18 protein-coding genes are annotated in these 16,676 nt (G+C 71.7%); 3 read left to right on the top strand and 15 right to left on the bottom strand.

What is annotated here, in order from left to right; translation table 11 throughout:
• Positions 1-10: 10 nt before the first annotated feature.
• On the top strand, positions 11-1,000 hold the full coding sequence (locus ACFHWT_RS15830) for a pirin family protein (protein ID WP_416595365.1): 990 nt from the start codon (positions 11-13) through the stop codon (positions 998-1,000).
• A gap of 35 nt (positions 1,001-1,035) precedes the next feature.
• Here ACFHWT_RS15830 and ACFHWT_RS15835 read toward each other — a convergent pair whose 3' ends face one another.
• From ACFHWT_RS15835 to ACFHWT_RS15855, 5 genes are all read right to left on the bottom strand, one after another.
• A complete protein-coding gene (locus ACFHWT_RS15835) occupies positions 1,036-1,170 on the bottom strand; it encodes a hypothetical protein (RefSeq protein WP_416595366.1) in 135 nt (44 codons plus the stop codon).
• Positions 1,171-1,453: 283 nt separating this feature from the next.
• Complete coding sequence (locus ACFHWT_RS15840) at positions 1,454-2,056, bottom strand: general stress protein (RefSeq protein ID WP_416595367.1); 603 nt, start codon at positions 2,054-2,056, stop codon at positions 1,454-1,456.
• 126 nt (positions 2,057-2,182) lie between these two features.
• Entirely contained in the window at positions 2,183-3,595 is a 1,413-nt protein-coding gene (locus ACFHWT_RS15845) for a glycoside hydrolase family 6 protein (RefSeq protein ID WP_416595368.1), read from the bottom strand.
• A gap of 165 nt (positions 3,596-3,760) precedes the next feature.
• Positions 3,761-4,543, bottom strand: coding sequence for a VOC family protein (locus tag ACFHWT_RS15850; protein ID WP_416595369.1), 783 nt, complete (start codon positions 4,541-4,543; stop codon positions 3,761-3,763).
• A 121-nt stretch (positions 4,544-4,664) separates the two neighbouring features.
• Positions 4,665-6,833 (bottom strand): ATP-binding SpoIIE family protein phosphatase, encoded by a 2,169-nt coding sequence (locus ACFHWT_RS15855; protein ID WP_416595370.1) that lies wholly within the window; start codon positions 6,831-6,833, stop codon positions 4,665-4,667.
• 144 nt (positions 6,834-6,977) lie between these two features.
• On the opposite strand from ACFHWT_RS15855, the gene ACFHWT_RS15860 reads away from it, so the two are divergent.
• Positions 6,978-7,865, top strand: coding sequence for a mechanosensitive ion channel family protein (locus ACFHWT_RS15860; protein WP_416595372.1), 888 nt, complete (start codon positions 6,978-6,980; stop codon positions 7,863-7,865).
• A gap of 43 nt (positions 7,866-7,908) precedes the next feature.
• On the opposite strand, the gene ACFHWT_RS15865 is transcribed toward ACFHWT_RS15860, so the two are convergent.
• The 7 genes from ACFHWT_RS15865 to ACFHWT_RS15895 form a co-directional block, all read right to left on the bottom strand.
• A complete protein-coding gene (locus tag ACFHWT_RS15865; protein WP_416595373.1) occupies positions 7,909-8,286 on the bottom strand; it encodes a DUF6401 family natural product biosynthesis protein in 378 nt (125 codons plus the stop codon).
• Between the two features lie 17 nt (positions 8,287-8,303).
• Entirely contained in the window at positions 8,304-8,525 is a 222-nt protein-coding gene (locus ACFHWT_RS15870; protein ID WP_416595374.1) for a hypothetical protein, read from the bottom strand.
• Positions 8,526-8,621: 96 nt separating this feature from the next.
• The gene (locus tag ACFHWT_RS15875) at positions 8,622-8,876 is read right to left on the bottom strand and encodes a hypothetical protein (RefSeq protein WP_123601070.1); all 255 of its coding nucleotides are present in this window, start codon (positions 8,874-8,876) and stop codon (positions 8,622-8,624) included.
• A 216-nt stretch (positions 8,877-9,092) separates the two neighbouring features.
• The gene (locus ACFHWT_RS15880; RefSeq protein ID WP_416595376.1) at positions 9,093-9,557 is read right to left on the bottom strand and encodes an SRPBCC family protein; all 465 of its coding nucleotides are present in this window, start codon (positions 9,555-9,557) and stop codon (positions 9,093-9,095) included.
• A gap of 42 nt (positions 9,558-9,599) precedes the next feature.
• Positions 9,600-10,010: a DUF2795 domain-containing protein gene (locus ACFHWT_RS15885; RefSeq protein WP_416595377.1), complete on the bottom strand. Its 411-nt coding sequence runs from the start codon at positions 10,008-10,010 to the stop codon at positions 9,600-9,602.
• A 29-nt stretch (positions 10,011-10,039) separates the two neighbouring features.
• Positions 10,040-10,978 carry a YihY/virulence factor BrkB family protein gene (locus ACFHWT_RS15890; RefSeq protein WP_416595378.1) on the bottom strand — a complete coding sequence of 313 codons (939 nt, stop codon included), beginning with the start codon at positions 10,976-10,978 and terminating at the stop codon, positions 10,040-10,042.
• The gene (locus tag ACFHWT_RS15895; protein WP_416595379.1) at positions 10,975-12,417 is read right to left on the bottom strand and encodes an aldehyde dehydrogenase family protein; all 1,443 of its coding nucleotides are present in this window, start codon (positions 12,415-12,417) and stop codon (positions 10,975-10,977) included. The genes ACFHWT_RS15890 and ACFHWT_RS15895 overlap by 4 nt, the downstream gene beginning before the upstream one ends.
• A 69-nt stretch (positions 12,418-12,486) precedes the next feature.
• On the opposite strand from ACFHWT_RS15895, the gene ACFHWT_RS15900 reads away from it, so the two are divergent.
• Entirely contained in the window at positions 12,487-14,091 is a 1,605-nt protein-coding gene (locus ACFHWT_RS15900; RefSeq protein WP_416595380.1) for a phytoene desaturase family protein, read from the top strand.
• Positions 14,092-14,121: 30 nt separating this feature from the next.
• Here ACFHWT_RS15900 and ACFHWT_RS15905 read toward each other — a convergent pair whose 3' ends face one another.
• The 3 genes from ACFHWT_RS15905 to ACFHWT_RS15915 all read right to left on the bottom strand — a co-directional run bounded on the left by ACFHWT_RS15905 (position 14,122) and on the right by ACFHWT_RS15915 (position 16,636).
• The gene (locus ACFHWT_RS15905; RefSeq protein WP_416595381.1) at positions 14,122-14,607 is read right to left on the bottom strand and encodes a hypothetical protein; all 486 of its coding nucleotides are present in this window, start codon (positions 14,605-14,607) and stop codon (positions 14,122-14,124) included.
• A gap of 137 nt (positions 14,608-14,744) precedes the next feature.
• Positions 14,745-16,202, bottom strand: coding sequence for a hypothetical protein (locus tag ACFHWT_RS15910; protein ID WP_416595383.1), 1,458 nt, complete (start codon positions 16,200-16,202; stop codon positions 14,745-14,747).
• Positions 16,199-16,636: a hypothetical protein gene (locus tag ACFHWT_RS15915; RefSeq protein ID WP_416595384.1), complete on the bottom strand. Its 438-nt coding sequence runs from the start codon at positions 16,634-16,636 to the stop codon at positions 16,199-16,201. The genes ACFHWT_RS15910 and ACFHWT_RS15915 overlap by 4 nt, the downstream gene beginning before the upstream one ends.
• Between the last annotated feature and the right edge of the window lie 40 nt (positions 16,637-16,676).

The raw sequence follows: 16,676 nt of genomic DNA on the forward strand, positions 1-16,676 counted from the left end.
CGAGGACCTGATGCCCGCCATCACCGTGGACGACGTACTCGCCCTGCCCCGGGTGCCGGCCCACGATCCGGCCGCCGGCACGATCCGGCCGGTACACCGGGTCACCACCGCCCTCAGCGGCTTCGAGGGCGAGGGATTTCCCGTGCGCCGGGCGTTCGCCGGCGTGCCGATGACCGAGCTCGACCCGTTCCTGCACCTGGATCAGATGGGTGAGGTGGAGTACGCGCCGGGCGAGCCGAAGGGCACCGCCTGGCACCCGCACCGCGGCTTCGAGACCGTCACGTACATCATCGACGGGATCTTCGACCATCAGGACTCGCACGGTGGTGGCGGCACGATCACCGACGGGGACACCCAGTGGATGACCGCCGGTTCCGGACTGTTGCACATCGAGGCGCCACCGGAACACCTGGTGGTCAGCGGCGGGCTCTTCCACGGTCTTCAGCTGTGGGTCAACCTGCCCCGGTCGAAGAAGTTCGCACCGCCCCGGTACCAGGACATCCGGGGCAACCAGGTCGCCCTGCTCAGCACCCCGGACGGCGGAGCGCTGATCCGGGTGATCTCCGGCTCGGTTGCCGGGCACGACGGTCCCGGCTCCACCCACACCCCGATAACCATCAGCCATCTGACGGTGCAGCCGGGGGCGCAGGTGGACCTGCCCTGGCGGGCCGACTTCAACGCTCTGGTGTACGTCCTGGGCGGTCGGGGATCCGTCGGCCCGCAGCTGCGGCCCGTGCACACCGGTCAACTGGCTGTCCACGGACCGGGCGACACGCTCCGGATCGCAGCCGACGCCCGGCAGGACAGCCGCGCGCCGCAGCTCGATGTGTACGTCATGGGCGGCCGGCCGATTCGGGAACCCATCGCCCGGTACGGGCCGTTCGTGATGAACACCCGGGCGGAGCTGCTCGCCGCGTTCGAGGACTACCAGGCCGGCCGGCTGGGGGTGGTACCGGCGGCAACCGTTCCGCACGGCACCGGCCAGCAGCCGCCACGTTGAGCCTCGCCGACGCGCTGCCGGCCGGGCACGGCGGGTCAGGAGACCAGGAACACCCCGAGCACCCCCAGCACCACCATCACCAGGACCGCGAGTAGCAGTCCCTGTTCACTTCGGACGGTCTGGTCGGAGTAGGTCTGCTGGGGATCCGGGGTGACGATCTCGGTGCTCATCGTGCCTCCTCAGCCTGCTGCCCTGGCATCTTGACAATGACGGTAGGCAGCAGGTCTCGTCCGTGAATCCCGGAGCCGTGCCACCTACGGGTGTCGCCGCACCAACCGGGTACCCGGCCCGCCCCACCCAAACACCGTCCCGGGAAGAGCAACGTGGTGGGGTGCCGGAGGCACGAGCAGGTGGTTGGGTGCCGCAGTCTCATGGGCAGATGGCGGGGCGGGACCAGCACGTGGGTGCTGTTCCCGCCCCGCTCGTGAACACCTGCTGGGGGACCGGTCCTCGTCAACGGGAGGGGCGTTCGGCCGGCTCGCCCGCCTCCCGCATCACCTGGTGGGCCCGGTCGGCATATTCGGCGTCGACCGTTACCCCGTACTGGCTGGCCTGTAGCAGGCTGCGGGAGGAGAAGTCCCGCCGGCCGCCGGTCATGGCGTGCGCCACCGCACCGAACACGGCACCCCACGCCGCACCGATCACCACGGCGGTGACGATGATGCCCAACCAGTTCACCACCGCGAAGATGCCGATCAGCAGGCCGATGAACAGCCCGAACCAGGCACCGGTTCCCGCGCCGGCCAACGCCGCCCGGCCGGTGGTGAGTCGGCCGGTGACCTCCTCCACCAGCCGCAGGTTGGTGCCGACGATGGCGGTGCGTTCCACCGGGAACCGGTTGTCCGACAGCCGGTCGACGGCGCGCTGCGCGGAGGCGTAGTCCGGATAGCTGGCGACGGTCACACTGGTCCGTGCGGGACCGCCGTCCTGTGGCGCGGCACCGGGCGCGGTGGCTGGTCCGGCTGGTCCGGCCGGCAGGTTGCTGGCCGGGAAGTTGGCGGTGTCGCCGAACATGCCCGGCGACGGATTATCCGTACGGGTCGTGGATCTGGTCATGAGCGCGTCTCCTCTCCCGGAGGGTGTGCCCGGTGAGCCGCCCGGGTAACCCGGTCCCCGCACGGACTTCGGCCCCTCCCGATGCCGGGAGGGGCCGAAGTGCGCCTGGGGATCCTGACTTGGGCGTCAGCTCGCGCAGGCCGCGCCGTTGAGGGTGATGTTGCTCAGCGGCGGCAGGGTGCTGCCGGAGAAGGTCCCCTGGAAACCGATGCTGACGGTGGCACCGGAGGCCAGCGAGCCGTTCCAGGCAGCGTTGCGGACCGTGATCTGGCTGCCGGACTGGGACCAGTCACCGTTCCAGCCGTTGCTCAGGCTGACGTTGGTTCCGGCGGTGAAGGCCAGGGTCCAACTGCTGACCGAGCCACCGGTGTTGGTGACCCGGATATCCCGGGTGAAGCCGCCGGGCCACTGGTTCGTGGTGTAGCTGACGCTGCAGGCGCCGGCCGGCGGGTTCGTGGTGGGCGGCGGAGCGGTGGTCGGCGGGGGTGCTGTGGTGGGCGGCGGTGCCGTGGTCGGCGGTGCCGTGGTCGGCGGTGCCGTGGTTGGCGGTGCCGTGGTCGGCGGGGGTCCGGCCGCGATCGCCAGGTCGTACGCCCGCTGCGGCACGAACTGGCCCGCGTTGGCGATGCAGCCGTCGGCCTCGCCCGGCAGTTTCACCCAGAGGTACGCGTCGATCTTGCTGTCCCCGGTGTTTGTGGTGCTCGGCGTGCCGATGGCCCGACCCTCCGGGTCGCACCACTCGGAGCCGAGCGGGCCGTTGCCGTTGCGGCTGGTGTCGATCACCGCGTTGAGGTGGTTCGCGCCGGTGGCGCTGATGACCGCCTTGACGTAGTTGGTCGCCTCGCTGGTGCTGCGGTAGTTGGACACGTTGGTGGAGATGCCGTGGGCGCTGTTCGCCACGTCGGCACCGACCAGCAGATTGGCCATCATCGACGGGGGGTGCCAGGCCGAGTTCCCGGCGTCGAAGTAGATTCGGGCCTGCGACGATCCGGCCTTGAGCGCCCTGCCGGCGTAGGCCAGCGAGGCGCGTACCTCGGCCTGCTGCGACTCGTTCATGCAGGTGCCCATCAGGGCGAGCACGTCGGGCTCAACCACGATGTACGCGGGCCGGTTACCGAGCCCGGCGGCGACCTGGTCGACCCACTGCCGGTAGGCGCTGTGGTTGGGCGCGCCACCGCTGCTGTGGTTGCTGCAGTCGCGGTTGGGGATGTTGTAGACCACCATGATCGGGATCTTGCCGGCCGCCGCGGCGGCACCGACGAAGGCGTCGACCTGGTTGCGTACCTCGCTGGGGTTGTACTGGGTGAACCAGCGGCCCTGGGGCACCGAGGCGATCCGGTCACGGATGACGTTCGCCCGGTAGTCACCGGGGTTCGCCGCCACCCAGCGGGCGGCCGAGGTGTCCGGGTCGACGTAGAAGACTGATTCGGCCGCTTCGGCGGACCTGGGCTGCAGCAGCCCGACACCGACCGCGGTGGCCACCGTGAACGCCATGACGGCGGCGGTGCCGACTGCGGTGAGCGCAGATCTTCTGCGCATGCGTGCTCCCTCCGGGTAGGGACGATATATTGAGAGCGTTCAGTGGAAGCGCTCCCATGGATATCGACCACCGTACGGGGATGTTGCTGATATGTGAAGAGCCTGTGACGCCAACTGTTCCAAAGGTGGCATAAAGTGAAATATCTGACCCGGTGGTAGCCCGGGTCAGTCGAGCGGCGGGCGGAACTCCGGGCGCAGCGCGATGATCCCGAACACGGCACCGAACGTGTCGGTCAACTGCGCGTAGGTGCCCGGACCAGCCTGGTACGGACCGAAGGAAATCGATCCGCCGAGCGCAAGGCACCGCTGCACCGCAGCTTCGCAGTCATCGACCTCGAAGGTCGTCCGCCAGTGCGCCGGGACCTGCGGCGGGTACATCTCGCCCATCTCGATCAGCCCGGCCACCTCGCTGGTCTCCCGCAACCACTCCTGATACCCGGAACCTTCGCTGTAGATGCTGGGTCGCGTGGTCCACCCGAACACCGAGCCGTAGAACGCCCCGGCACCCGCCACGTCCCGGGTGGCGAGTTCGTTCCAGCAGGTGGCACCGGGTTCGCTGGTCACCTGTGCGCCAGGGAGGGCGCCCCGCTGCCAGAGCCCGAACACGGCGCCCTGCGGATCGGCGATCAGGGCGCAGTGGCCCCGGTCGGCGACCGGGGCGGGTGGCGAGAGCGTCGATCCGCCGGCCCGGTCCGCACTCTCGATGGTCGCGGCCAGGTCGTCCGAGGCGAGGTAGGTCAGCCAGACCGCCGGCTGGCCTGCGGCGAGGGCCGGGGCGAGCCCGGCGATGGCCATGTCTCGCAGGTGGAACTCGGCACCGGTGCTGTTCGGCACGTCGACCGGCTTCCATCCGAACAGTTCGTGGTAGAAATCGCTCGAACTCGCGGTGTCGCTGGTGCGTAGTTCGGACCAGCAGGGGGTTCCCGTGGCGTAGCCTCTGATTCGCACCGCTTTGTACCTCTTCGCGTCGTTTATCCGATTGGCGTAGTCAGTTACCGTACGCCACGGAGACGTCCGCCGCGACTCGGCCGAATGGCCCAATTGATATCACCGTGGGTAAACATCGGGGTTACGAGTTGATCGGCAACATGATCTCGAACCACACGGTCGAACCGCGTACCGAGGGGTCGGTGCCCCAGGTGTCGCTCAACTGCTCGATCAGACCCAGACCCCGGCCACGGCTACTCAGCGTGTCGATATGTGCCCGACTGACCGTGCCCCGGGTGCCACTGTCAGCTACCGAGACGAGCAGTCGCTCCTGACTGAGATCGATCTCCACCCGCGCCTCGGTGCCGGCATGCAGCAGGGCGTTCGTGGTCAGCTCGCTGGCGCAGAGCACCGCCGGACCGATCACCGATTCCGGAACCTGCCACCCGGCCAGCTGGTCGGCCAACCAGTGCCGCACCCGGCTCGGTGCGATCGGCTCGGCAGGAACCAGCAACCCCGCTGACCGGCTCCCCGCGGCCGCGTGCTCCACCGCGAGCACCGCCACGTCGTCGTCAGTGGTGCCCGGCACCGCCGCACTGGCCACCGCGCAGAGGTTGCGTGGATCGCTGGTGCTGGTCCCGGCGACGGCTGCGGCCAGCGCGGACATCCCGATGTCGAGATCCTGACCGCGTCGTTCCACCACGCCGTCACTGAACATCAGCAGCGTGTCGCGGGGGCGCAGCTCGACCCGGGTCGGCCGCCGTGGCCCGGCCAGACCAAGCGGCGGTCCGGGCGGCACCGGGACGAACTCGGCGCTCGCCGTGGTCGACGACCAGCGTCGGATCAGCGGAGCGGGATGACCAGCGCTGGCCACCGTCAACCCGCCGGTCGCCGGATCCAGCACCCCGTACAGCACGGTCACGAACAGCTCCTCGTTCCGGCTCTCCGCGCCCAGGCTGTGCACCAGCCGGTCCAGTCCGTTCAGCACCGCCGTCGGTTCCGGGTCGGCCAGCGCGAGCCCGCGCAGCGCGGCCCGGACCTGGCCCATCAGCGCCGCTGCCCGCACGTCGTGCCCGACGACGTCGCCGAGCACCACGGCCAACCCACCGTCGGGCAGCCGGAACGCGTCGTAGAAGTCCCCGCCGGCCGAGTTCCCGTCCACCCCCGGGTCGTAGCGTGCGGCCAACCGCAGCAGCGGCAGGTCCGGCAGCTGCTCCGGCAGCATGCTGCGCTGCAGCAGTTGAGCCGTACCATGCTGGGTCTCGAACCGCCGGGCCCGCTCGGCCGCCTGGGTGACCAGCTCGGCGACTGCCGAGAGCAGCGCCCGTTCGGCCGGCGCCCACGAATGTGGCTCGCGGTACCCGAAGGTGATCCCACCGTGTAGCGATCCGGCCCGCAGCGGCAGAGCGGCGAGCGCCGTCACCAGCTCGTCGTGCCGGTCCGTGGCGTACCGGGCGAGCGGCCGGCCCTCCCCGGCGAACCGGGGGACACCGGTGCCGGCGACGCTGGCCAACGGGGTGGGAGCGTCCCGGGGGATGCGGCGCCACACCGGCGGCAGCCGCTCGTCGGCTTCGTCGAGCAGCTCACCGCGGACCCGGCGGACCACCCGCCATCCGCCACCGTCGTCGATGCCGAGCGCCACCTGGTCGACGTCGAGCGAGGCCAGTCCGTACCGCAGCGCGACCCGGGCGACGTCGTCGAGGGTGAGCGTGCCGGCCAACGCCGAAGTCAGCTCGCTGAGACTCTGCAGTCGGTGGGTGATGGTGCCGGTCTCGGTCGCGACCGAGAGCATTCCGACGATCCGCCCGTCGCTGCCGCGGACCGCGGAGTAGCCACGGGTGAAGGCCGTACCGCCGAACGGGCCGGACTCGCCGGTGCCGAACGGTGCCACGGCCTCCGACTCGAGGAACGGCTCGCCGGTGCGGTAGACCCGTTCGACCACGTCGCCGACGCCCGGCCGGTGCCACGCGTCGGCGAACACTGCGGCGGCGGGCTGGGCGAACGCCTCCGGGTGCTTGGCGCCGAGCAGCTCCGCGTAGGCATCGTTGTAGATCATCAGGAAGTCGTCGCCATACACCAGGGCCATCGGCACCGGTGAGGCGAGCACCAGCTCGACCGCTGCCCGTACCGCCGGATCCCAACCGTCCGATGGACCGAGCGGCGTGCTCGCCCAGTCGTGCCGGTCGACGAGCCCAGCCGGTACGGCGCTGTCCGGTGCGACGCCGGCCGGGTTGGTGCCGGCCGGGTTGGCTGAACGCGCAGCCGGCACCCCTGACGGGGTGTCCCGGGTCTGCCCGGCGGTGCCTGCCATGGGTGGCAGCCTATCCGGGGGCTGCTGTCGGCGGGTGGCGTGGACCGGCACCAGGTGGGTATGCGGGCCGGCGGTAGGCGATGCAGCGCGTCCGTACGACAACGAGGCGACGCATCGGTAGATGAGCCGGAAAGGGGGGACCGGATGTCCTCGACGTACGCGTCGGCGCAGGTCGACATCGGCAACGCGCTGACTGACATGTGGCGGTCCGTGATACTTTTCGTGCCCCGGGCCATCGCGTTCATCGCGATTCTGGTGGTCGGATGGTTGATCGCACGGGCAGTGCTGAAGGGCGTCGACAAGGCGCTCGAACGGGTCGGGTTCGACCGGGCGGTGGAGCGCGGCGGCATCGGCAAGGCCCTGGAACGGACCCGGTACGACGCCAGCGACATCCTGGCCCGGTTGGCGTACTACGCGGTGCTGCTGTTCACCCTGCAGTTCGCGTTCGGAGTCTGGGGGCCGAACCCGATCAGCGACCTGATCAGCGCGGTCGTGGCGTGGCTGCCGCGGGCGTTCGTCGCGATCGTCATCGTGGTCGTCGCCGCTGCCATCGCGACCGCAGTACGTGACCTGGTGTCGGGTGCGCTCGGCGGGCTCTCCTACGGCCGGCTGCTGGCCACCGCCGCGTCGGTGTTCATCGTCGCGCTCGGCGTCATCGCCGCGCTGAACCAGGTCGGCATCGCCACCACGGTCACTACCCCGGTGCTGATCGCGGTGCTCGCCACCATCGCCGGCGTGCTGATCGTCGGTGTCGGCGGTGGCCTGGTCCGACCCATGCAGCAACGGTGGGAGGGCTGGCTTACCCGGATGGCGGAGGAGTCGCAGGCGATGCGGGACAGTGCCCAGGCGTACCAGGCCGGCCGGGACGACGCCGGTGGCCGGACGAACGAACCGACGCAGGTGATCCCGCAGACTCAGCAGGCACCGGCGATGTCCGGTGGTCGGGAGGCGGCCAGCGGCCGGGGCACGGCCGGGCCGGGTGCCAACCGGCCCGGTGGCATGACCGGGCCGGGCGGGACGTCCCGCGGCTGATCCGTCCGGTCAGTTCGGGGAAGCCGCCAGTACGGGGCCGGGGTCAGCGCGGGGCCGCGCCGCTGATCCCGGCCAGCTGGCAGACGGCGACCAGCCGCAATGTCACCCAGTCGACCGTCGTCCACTGGGTGGCTGGCCCGACCACCGGGGGGCACCAGCCGGCCTCGGTGGCCGCGTCGCGTACCCCGTCGGCGTATCGGGCCAACGTCACCGGGCTGAGCGGACGCAGATCCGCGAACAGTCGGTCCCGGACCGCGGCGGCGTGCTGATCGAGCTCAGCCAGCAGGCCGGGCAGAACTGCGGCGGCGGCCAGGCCGGCGGCGCCGAGCGAGGCGTACAGATCGGCCAACGAGGTCTGCGCCGCTCTGCGTGCGGCCGGGGCGGCCAGCAGGCCGTGCGGGGCGGCGGGGAACGGACTCATGTGCGGTGCCTGCCCGGCTACTCGACGCGTCGGTTATCGGCCGGAGCCGGGCGGCGGCGGGCCGCGTCATCGGCGATGATCACGGTGGCCACCATCAGCGCCACGCAGACGCTGAACAACCAGGAGTCGTCCGGCAGCAGGTAGGCGGATACCGGCGCCTGGATCGCGGTCAGCAGGAAGCCGAGCCAGGCCCAGCGTCGCTGGCGCGGCGTGAGGAATCCGGAGGCGGTGGGGCGCATCCGAAAAGTCTCGCTCGGATGATCCCCACCGCCGTCAGCCGATCGGACGAGGATGGCTGACCGATGCGTCAGCGACCGAACTGGTCCGGTCCACCGTCAGTGCGGACCGGTCCGGCCGGTGGTCGATGGCCGGTACGGCCGCTCGGGGTCCGTCGTCGCCGGTCCGCCTGGGCGGCCTGCGGTACGGTCCACCGCTTCAGCGCCGTGGCCGAATTCCTCCTCGGCTGCGGCGTCGTTGCCGGTCATGTCGTCGACCTCACCGTCGCCCGCCGGTGCGGCGACAGCCCGCTCCAGCTCACGGACCGGCAGCCGGTCCTCGTCGCGCCAGACATCGTCCGCGGAATCAGTCATGTCGGTCGTTTTACCCGCCCGAGCCGCCGCCAAACAGAGACCTGCCGCCGAACGCGGCGTGGGGCCGAACGGTCCCCGGGCCGCGGCCGCGGCCCGGGGCGGGTGGGCCGAAACCGGCCCACCCGCCCCGGCCGTCAGGCCCACCGGTCGGCCGGCTCGGGAGGATTCACCGCCGGCCGGTGGGCGCTGTTCGAGATGCGGTGGTCGATCGAATCGTCACGGCTGCGGTCGGGGGACCTCGCCACGCCAGGCGCCGGTCTCTACGCCGTGCCGGCTCTCGATAAAGTCCTTGAAACGCTTCATGTCGCCCTTCACCCGGCGGTCCACGATGCCGAGCTTGTCGCCGGCCTGCTCCGCTGCCCCTTCCGGGTCGAACTCCAACTGCGCGGTCACCCGGGTGTGGTGGTCGTCCAGGCGGTGGAACGTGATCACACCGGCCTGCTTCACCCCACCGGTCGCGGTCCAGGCGACCCGCTCGTCCGGAATCTGCTCGGTGATCTTCGCGTCGAACTCGCGCGACACCCCGGCGATCTCGGTCGTCCAGTGCGTCAGCGTGTCAGACACCTGGGTCACCTCGGAGACGCCCTCCATGAACTGGGGGAACTCCTCGAACTGCGTCCACTGGTTGTACGCGGCGCGTACCGGCACCGCGACGTCGACGTACTCGGTCACTGCTCCCATCTGAGTCCCTCCTCTACTTCCGCTGGGCCACGGGCGGCGCGGTCACCAGCGGGTCGTCTCGTTGGCATGGCCGAGCTCGGCCCACACCTCGGACACCGTCTGGAACGTGCGACCCGGCGGCAGTTGATCGATCTCGTCGAGCACGTCGTCGGGCGCCTCGTTCTCCAGCGCGCTGTTGCGCAGCGTGCTGCGGTCCCCGGGCAGCGCCGAGAGGTTGATGTAGCGGCCCAGCCTGCTCCGCTGCTCAACCTCCTCGCTGGTCATGCCCTGCGGCGTACCGGAGCGGTTGTCGCCGGCCGGAACCGCGGCCGGCTCCGGCTGGTCCTCGCCCGGGGGCTCCGCCTCGTGCCACTCCTCGGCCCGGCCTCCGGTGGTGCCCTGCGTGGTCCCACGGGTGTCGTGGGCCATGCTGTCGTCCACCCGGGGACTGTGCTTGCTGTTGCCGCGTTCCATAGCTGTTCGACTACCCGTGACCGGCGTGGCTAAACCGGCGTCCGGGGCGGCAGCACCGGGTCGGCCGGTTCCGACTCACCGGCCTGGGCGGCCCGGCCGCGCTGTACCTCCGCGTTGATCTCGACGCCCAGCATCACTGCCAGGTTGGTCAGGTAGAGCCAGACCAGGAACGCGATCACCGCGCCGAGGCTGCCGTAGGTCACGTCGTATGAACCGAAGTACGCGACGTAGGTGCCGAACCCGGCGGAAGCCAGCGCCGCCAGCAGCAGGGTCACCACACCGCCGATGGCCAGCCAGCGGAGCTCCGGTTGGCGAACGTTGGGAGCGAACCAGTACAGAAGAGACAAGAGCGCCGTGACGATAGCGATCAGCACCGGCCACTTGAGCAGGCTCCAGGCGGTACGCGGGGCCTGGCCCAGGCCGAGGAGGTCACCGAGCGCGTCGGTGACCGGGCCGCTGACGATCAGCATCACGGCGACCAGCGCGAGCAGTACCAGCCCGGCGGCGGTCAGCCCGAGCTGCTGCGGCTGCAACCGGTAGAACGGGCGACCTTCGGCCACCCCATAGATGGCGTTCGCAGCTCGGGTGAACGCCCGTATGTAGCCCGACGCCGACCACAGCGCGGCCACCAGACCGAAGCTGAGCAGCACACCGGCGGAACTGCGCTGGTCGACCACCCCGTCGATGATGTCGACGAGACCCTCGTCGCCCACCACCGCCCCGGCTCCGAGCTCCTCGGCCAGGCCGACCACGGTGTCCACCGTGCGCTCACCGTCGGAGACCAGACCGACCAGCGCGACGACCACGATCAACGAGGGGAAGAGCGCGAGTACGCCGTAGTAGGTCAACGCGGCGGCCCAGTCCACGCAGTTGTCCCGGACGAACCGGCGTCCGCTGCCGACCAGCACGGTACGCCACGTCGTCCACCGGATCTCGCGTAACCGCGCCGGCCGGGCCGGACTGTTCACCAGCGGCCGTCCGGTCCGCCCGGAGCCTGCAGATGCAACACCTTGACGACGGTCATCTCGTCGAGTAGCTCCGGTCCGAATCCGAGGCCCTCCCCACTGCCGCGCCGGGGGTGTGCGGCACCGCCCGGCGCTCCGCCGAACACCGAGTTGATCTTCACTGTGCCCACCGGCAGTTCACGCCAGGCCCGCTGCGCGTGACCCATCGACCGGGTCAGCACGGTCGCCGACAGGCCGTACGGGGAAGCCGCCGCCCGGGACAGCGCCTCGTCGAACGACCCCACCGTCATCACCGGGGCGACCGGGCCGAACGTCTCCTGCCGCATCACCGCCATGTCGTCGGTGCACCCGGTCAGCACCGTCGGCGGATAGAAGGCACCGGGCCCGTCCGGGATCCGGCCCCCGCACCGCGCCGTCGCCCCGGCCGCCAGCGCCGCCGAGACCTGGGCATGCACGTGATCGCGGTGCCGGCGGTCCACCAACGGACCCAGCTCGGTGTACGGGTCACGGGCCGGCCCCAACCGCATCCCCGAGCAGCGCCCGGTGAGCGCCTCGACGAACGGCTCCGCCACCGTGCTGTGCACGTAGATCCGCTCCACGCTGACACACACCTGGCCCGAGTTGGCCAACGCGCCGGCCGCCGCCTGCTGCGCGGCCCACCGCGGGTCGACGCCCTCGTCGACGATCAACGCGTCGCTGCCGCCGTTCTCCCGCAGCACCTTGGCCCCGGTCCGCGCACACGCCTCGGCGACCGCCCGCCCGGCCTCGGTCGACCCGACATGGGCGACCAGGTCCACCCCGTCGGAGGCGGCGATCCGGGCGCCGACGCCCCCGTCTCCGGTCAGCAGGGCGAAGACCCCGTCGGGAACCTCGTCGGCGACTATCCGGGCGAGCAACGCGCCCGTCGCCGGGCAGCGTTCACTCGGCTTGTGCACCACCGTGTTTCCGGTGACCAGCGCCGCGCCGAGCAGCCCGCAGGCCACCGCCACCGGGTCGTTCCACGGGGTCAGCACCGCCACCACCCCACGCGGCACGTACGCCATCAGATCCAGCGCGGCGGGGTCGCCGGCCAGCGCCTGACCCCGGTGCACCGGACCCAGTTCGGCGTACTGCCGCAGGGTCGCGACGCCGGCGGCGATCCCGGCCCGCGCCCCGGCCAACGGCTTGCCCATCTCCGCGCTCTGCGCCTCGGCCACCTGGTCGGTGGCACCGGCCAGAGCGTCTGCGATCCGCCGCAGCGCGGCGGCCCGGTCCGCCGCCGGTGTCGCAGCCCACCCCGGTGCCGCCTCGCGGGCCGACTTCACCGCAGTGCCGATGTTCGCCTCGGTGGCGACCGGACTGCGGCTGACCGGGGTGCCCTCGGACGGGTCCTCGACGACGATCTCGGCACCGTCGCCGAACCGCCCCCACACGCCGTCGATGAACTGCTCCACGTCGTACATCCGGCAGTCGTTCCCGAAGGCCGCGCCGGTAAACGTTTGACCGCGCCCGGCCGGGGTAGCCGCCCGGAGATGGCAGAAACGGATGTGGAGACGGCGGACGCGGTCGTCATCGGCGCCGGACACAACGGCCTGGTCGCCGCCAACCTGCTCGCCGACGCCGGCTGGGACGTGCTGGTGCTGGAGGCGACCGGGGCGCCGGGCGGTGCGGTCCGGTCCGCCGAGGTGACCGCTCCCGGGTACCTGAGCGACCTGTACAGCTCGTTCTACCCCCTCGGATTCGCCTCGCCGGTGCTGCGGGAGCTGCGGCTGGCCGAGTTCGGGCTGCGCTGGCGGCACGCCCCGGACGTCTTCGCCCATCTGCTGCCGGACGACCGCGCGGCAGTGGTCAACCTGGACCCCCGGCGGACCGCCGAGTCGTTGGAGACGTTCGCCGACGGCGACGGCGAACGCTGGCTGTCGGCGTACGCCGAGTGGCGGGCCGTGTCGGCGCCGCTGATCGACGCGCTGTTCACCCCGTTCCCGCCGGTGCGGGCCGGCGCCGCGCTGCTGCGCCGGCTCCGGACCGCCGGATCACTGCGGCTGGCCCGGCGCCTGGTGCTGCCGGTCCGCCAGCTCGGCCGGGAGACCTTCGCCGGCGCCGGCGGTCCGGCGCTGCTCGCCGGTTGCGCGCTGCACACCGACCTGGCCCCCGACGATGTCGCGTCCGGCGTGTACGGCTGGCTGCTGACCATGCTCGGTCAGGAGATCGGCTGGCCGGTGCCGGCGGGCGGCGCGCAACGAATCACCGACGCGCTGGTCGGCCGGCTGCGTTCCCGGGGCGGCCGGTTGGTCACCGGTGCCGCCGTCGACCGGGTGCTGATCGCCCGCAGCCGGGCGGTCGGGGCGCGTACCGTCGACGGCCGGCTGTGGCAGGCCCGGCGGGCGGTGCTCGCCGACGTTCCCGCTCCGGCGCTGCTGCTCGACCTGGTCGGCGACCGGTGGCTGCCCACCAGGATGGTCGACGACCTGCGGCGGTTCCGGTGGGACGGGTCGACGGTGAAGGTCGACTGGGCGCTCGCCGGCCCGATGCCGTGGCGCAATCCGGCGGTCGCCGGGGCCGGTACCGTGCACCTCGGGGCCGACCTGGACGGCCTGACCCGGTACGCCGCCGCGCTGGCCTGCGACGAGGTGCCCCGCGATCCGTTCCTGCTGCTCGGTCAGCTCACCGCCGCCGATCCGCAGCGGTCACCGGCGGGCACCGAGTCGCTGTGGGCGTACACGCACCTGCCGCACCGTACCCGGTGGCACCCCGAAGAGATCGTCGAACACGTCGCGCGGATGGAGGCGGTGCTGCACCGGCAGGCGCCGGGCTTCGGCGCCCTGGTCCAAGCCCGGCACGTGGCCGGTCCGGTGGACCTGCAGGAGCACAATCCGAGCCTGGTCGGGGGAGCGGTCGGTGGCGGCACCTCGGCCGCGTACCAGCAGCTGTTCTTCCGGCCGGTGCCCGGCCTGGGCCGCGCGGACACCCCGGTCGACCGGCTCTTTCTCGCCTCGGCGTCGGCGCACCCCGGCGGTGGGGTGCACGGCGCGCCCGGGTCGAACGCCGCGCGGGCGGCGCTGGCCCGCGACCGCGCGGCGACCGGGCGGATGTACGGGGCCGTGGTGTCGGCGGCGCAGCGCGCGGTCTTCCGCTGAGCCGGTGGCCGGACCGGGTCGCCGGACCGATCAGTCGATGACCATCCGGGCCCGTCGACGCCGGGGCGGTTGTGCCGGCACCGGTGGGGGACCGGGTGGGGCCGGTGCCGGCGGTACCGGGTCGACCGAGCCGGGCAGCAGACCCCACCCGGTGGTGTCCTGCTCCGCGGCGGCGCTCTGCCGGATCGACAGGTGGACGTGCCCGGTGTGCGGGTTGCTCCCGGTGTACGGCCGACGGCTCCAACCGGTGGCCCGGTTGGCGATCAACCGATCGAAGATCCAATACTGGGCGGCGGGGTGTGCCTGGAACGCGGCCAGCAGCGTCGGTACGTCGATGCCGTCGCGGTCGACGTCGATCGCGTCGACACTGCCCCGTGCGTTGGGATTGTGGTCCGAGGTGCGGGCCGCGTGCGCGGCGTCGCCGATCCAGCCGTCGGATCGGCGGTCCCGGTCCGGCCACCGAGCGTCGATCTCACTCCGCAGTACCCGCAGCGACGGTGCCAGGTAGTACGCCATCTGACCTCCCGCTCACCGGCGGTCGGTGGGGCCGACCCCCGTCCGTGTCTAACTACTCAGAGTAACTGTGATGGTTGCCCTGCGCGACACGGACAGGTCCCGGGACGGGTGTCGGATCTCCGGCTGGAACCGCCGGGTCACTGGCCGGGGGGACGCGGCCAGGACTCTTCGACCGGCGTCGGTGCCGGCGGCTGGGCGGCCGGCGTCGCCCGTGTCGCCGGTGGTGGTGGCGGTGGTGGCGGTGGCGATTCTGCTGCTGTTGTCGGTGCCGGTGGGGCTGTTGTCGTCGGTGGCGTCGGCGGCAGTGACGCCGGATCGGTCACCGGTGCGACAGCGGGCGTGGCGGAATGGCCCCTATCGGTCGGCGCGCCATCGGTAGTCGGCGCGACCCACAGCGGGGCCTTTGGCAGCAGCGACCGGAAGTCGAACGAGCACTTGCTGCAGGACCGCAGCGCTGACTCCGTACGCCGGTCGCCGCACTGCCGGCAGAAGGTCACCACCGACTCGTCGGCCGACAGCCCCTGGCAGCGTGGGCAGGCGAAGGCCGGACCCTTGGTCTGGGCCAGCCGCCCGGCCAGCACGAACGGGCTGATCACCGCGCTCACCGTGGTCGCCAGGTCGCGGGTACGGCGGTTGCGTTCCTGCAGTCGCTCCAGCTCAGGGTTGACGATCTTCTCCAGCTTGCAGGTCGTGCAGATCAACAGCGTCCGAACCGGCAGCATCTCCCGTAGCTGGGCCTGCTGATGCAGGAACGTCACCACCGGTACGTCGGCCGGGTCCACGGTGAATCGGAACGGCGTCGACGTGCCGGCCGGGGCGGCTGCCGCCGCGATGTACTCCTCGACCCGGTACACCAGCCCCTGGATCTGGGTGACCAGGTTCGGCGGCATCTGTCCGGGCCGGCTGGTGATCAGAGTGCCGACGGTGAGCATCCCGTCGGCGAGCTGGGTCGGCACCTCGGCGACCGTATCCGCAGCCACGAAGGTGAACGTGCCCGCCCCGGTCCGGCTCACCGGGGCACCCTTTGCCGGGTCGGATCCGTCGAGGAGCCGGGTGGTGTGGCGGGAAATCAACGAGCCGGCCTGGGCCGCCCACCCGGCGGCGTTCTGCATGGCGGCGACGTCTCCGGTCCCGGTGTTGCGCCACCAGCCGGCGAAGCCGGCGGCCGCCGCCGGGTCGAGCCGGGCCAGAGCGGCGTCGACGGCGGCCAGGACGGACCCGAAGACGTCCTGGTAGACACTGGTCGCGCCCCAGTTACGGCCGACCTTGGCCGGCCAGCGGTCGCTCACCTGGACGGTGACCCGGCAGGCGGCCGGGTCGGCCTCAAGACCGATCTGCAACTGCACCGGCATCCGGGCGGGTTGCAGGGTGACCGCGCCGAGCTTGGAACCGCGTACCGCCTGGATGACGGTGAGCTGCTCGGCGGTGAGCTGGAAACCCAGGTTCCGTACGGCGGCGATTAGATGCTGCCGCACGACGGTGAGTGGAGCGGCGACGGTCCGCTCCGCTCCGGCGGCGAGCTGACCTGCCTGCCGATCCTCACCGGTGCCGATGCCGTTGGCCGGCGCCCTGCCGTTGCCGTCTGCCCAGGTCATTCCGCGCCGAATCCGGTGTCGAAGCTGCTGCCGGTGTCGTAACCGCTGGTACTGTCGTACGCGCTGATCTCGGCGGCCGCGGCGTCGACGCTGTAATCCGTGGCGGCCGCGTAGTCACTCGCCGTGCCGGCCTCGTCGGCGGCCAGCGAGTACTGCCGGTCGGCCGCCTCGAGCGAGGCGGCCGGGTCGAAGCCGGCGGCGACGCTGTCCGCCGCGTCCTGCAGGTGACCGTCAGCGGACTGGGTCCACGAGTCGCTCACGTCGCCGTGCCAGTCCGACCATTCCTGGTCGGCCACGGCCTGGTCCAGATGGGTTTCCACCGCGTCGGCGACCGGCTCGGGCAGGGTGGTCGAGCTACCCGCGAAATCCGTCGTGCCGGCGTCGGCGCTGGTGTCGCTGGTCAGGTAGTCGTCCCAGCTCGAATCGGTTGTCATCGACCGCCACCTCCTGGTCGGGGCGCGACGGTCGCCGCCG

It is taken from the genome of Micromonospora sp. LOL_021 (assembly GCF_048060215.1).
Classification (GTDB): Bacteria; Actinomycetota; Actinomycetes; order Mycobacteriales; family Micromonosporaceae; genus Micromonospora_E.

What these genes read in the sequence shown, in the direction of transcription:
- ACFHWT_RS15830 (WP_416595365.1), top strand. Translation starts at nt 11, where the DNA reads ATGCCCGCCATCACCGTGGACGACGTACTCGCCCTGCCCCGGGTGCCG.
- ACFHWT_RS15835 (WP_416595366.1), bottom strand. Translation starts at nt 1,170, where the DNA reads ATGAGCACCGAGATCGTCACCCCGGATCCCCAGCAGACCTACTCCGAC.
- ACFHWT_RS15840 (WP_416595367.1), bottom strand. Translation starts at nt 2,056, where the DNA reads ATGACCAGATCCACGACCCGTACGGATAATCCGTCGCCGGGCATGTTC.
- ACFHWT_RS15845 (WP_416595368.1), bottom strand. Translation starts at nt 3,595, where the DNA reads ATGCGCAGAAGATCTGCGCTCACCGCAGTCGGCACCGCCGCCGTCATG.
- ACFHWT_RS15855 (WP_416595370.1), bottom strand. Translation starts at nt 6,833, where the DNA reads ATGGCAGGCACCGCCGGGCAGACCCGGGACACCCCGTCAGGGGTGCCG.
- ACFHWT_RS15860 (WP_416595372.1), top strand. Translation starts at nt 6,978, where the DNA reads ATGTCCTCGACGTACGCGTCGGCGCAGGTCGACATCGGCAACGCGCTG.
- ACFHWT_RS15865 (WP_416595373.1), bottom strand. Translation starts at nt 8,286, where the DNA reads ATGAGTCCGTTCCCCGCCGCCCCGCACGGCCTGCTGGCCGCCCCGGCC.
- ACFHWT_RS15870 (WP_416595374.1), bottom strand. Translation starts at nt 8,525, where the DNA reads ATGCGCCCCACCGCCTCCGGATTCCTCACGCCGCGCCAGCGACGCTGG.
- ACFHWT_RS15875 (WP_123601070.1), bottom strand. Translation starts at nt 8,876, where the DNA reads ATGACTGATTCCGCGGACGATGTCTGGCGCGACGAGGACCGGCTGCCG.
- ACFHWT_RS15880 (WP_416595376.1), bottom strand. Translation starts at nt 9,557, where the DNA reads ATGGGAGCAGTGACCGAGTACGTCGACGTCGCGGTGCCGGTACGCGCC.
- ACFHWT_RS15885 (WP_416595377.1), bottom strand. Translation starts at nt 10,010, where the DNA reads ATGGAACGCGGCAACAGCAAGCACAGTCCCCGGGTGGACGACAGCATG.
- ACFHWT_RS15895 (WP_416595379.1), bottom strand. Translation starts at nt 12,417, where the DNA reads ATGTACGACGTGGAGCAGTTCATCGACGGCGTGTGGGGGCGGTTCGGC.
- ACFHWT_RS15900 (WP_416595380.1), top strand. Translation starts at nt 12,487, where the DNA reads ATGGCAGAAACGGATGTGGAGACGGCGGACGCGGTCGTCATCGGCGCC.
- ACFHWT_RS15905 (WP_416595381.1), bottom strand. Translation starts at nt 14,607, where the DNA reads ATGGCGTACTACCTGGCACCGTCGCTGCGGGTACTGCGGAGTGAGATC.
- ACFHWT_RS15910 (WP_416595383.1), bottom strand. Translation starts at nt 16,202, where the DNA reads ATGACCTGGGCAGACGGCAACGGCAGGGCGCCGGCCAACGGCATCGGC.
- ACFHWT_RS15915 (WP_416595384.1), bottom strand. Translation starts at nt 16,636, where the DNA reads ATGACAACCGATTCGAGCTGGGACGACTACCTGACCAGCGACACCAGC.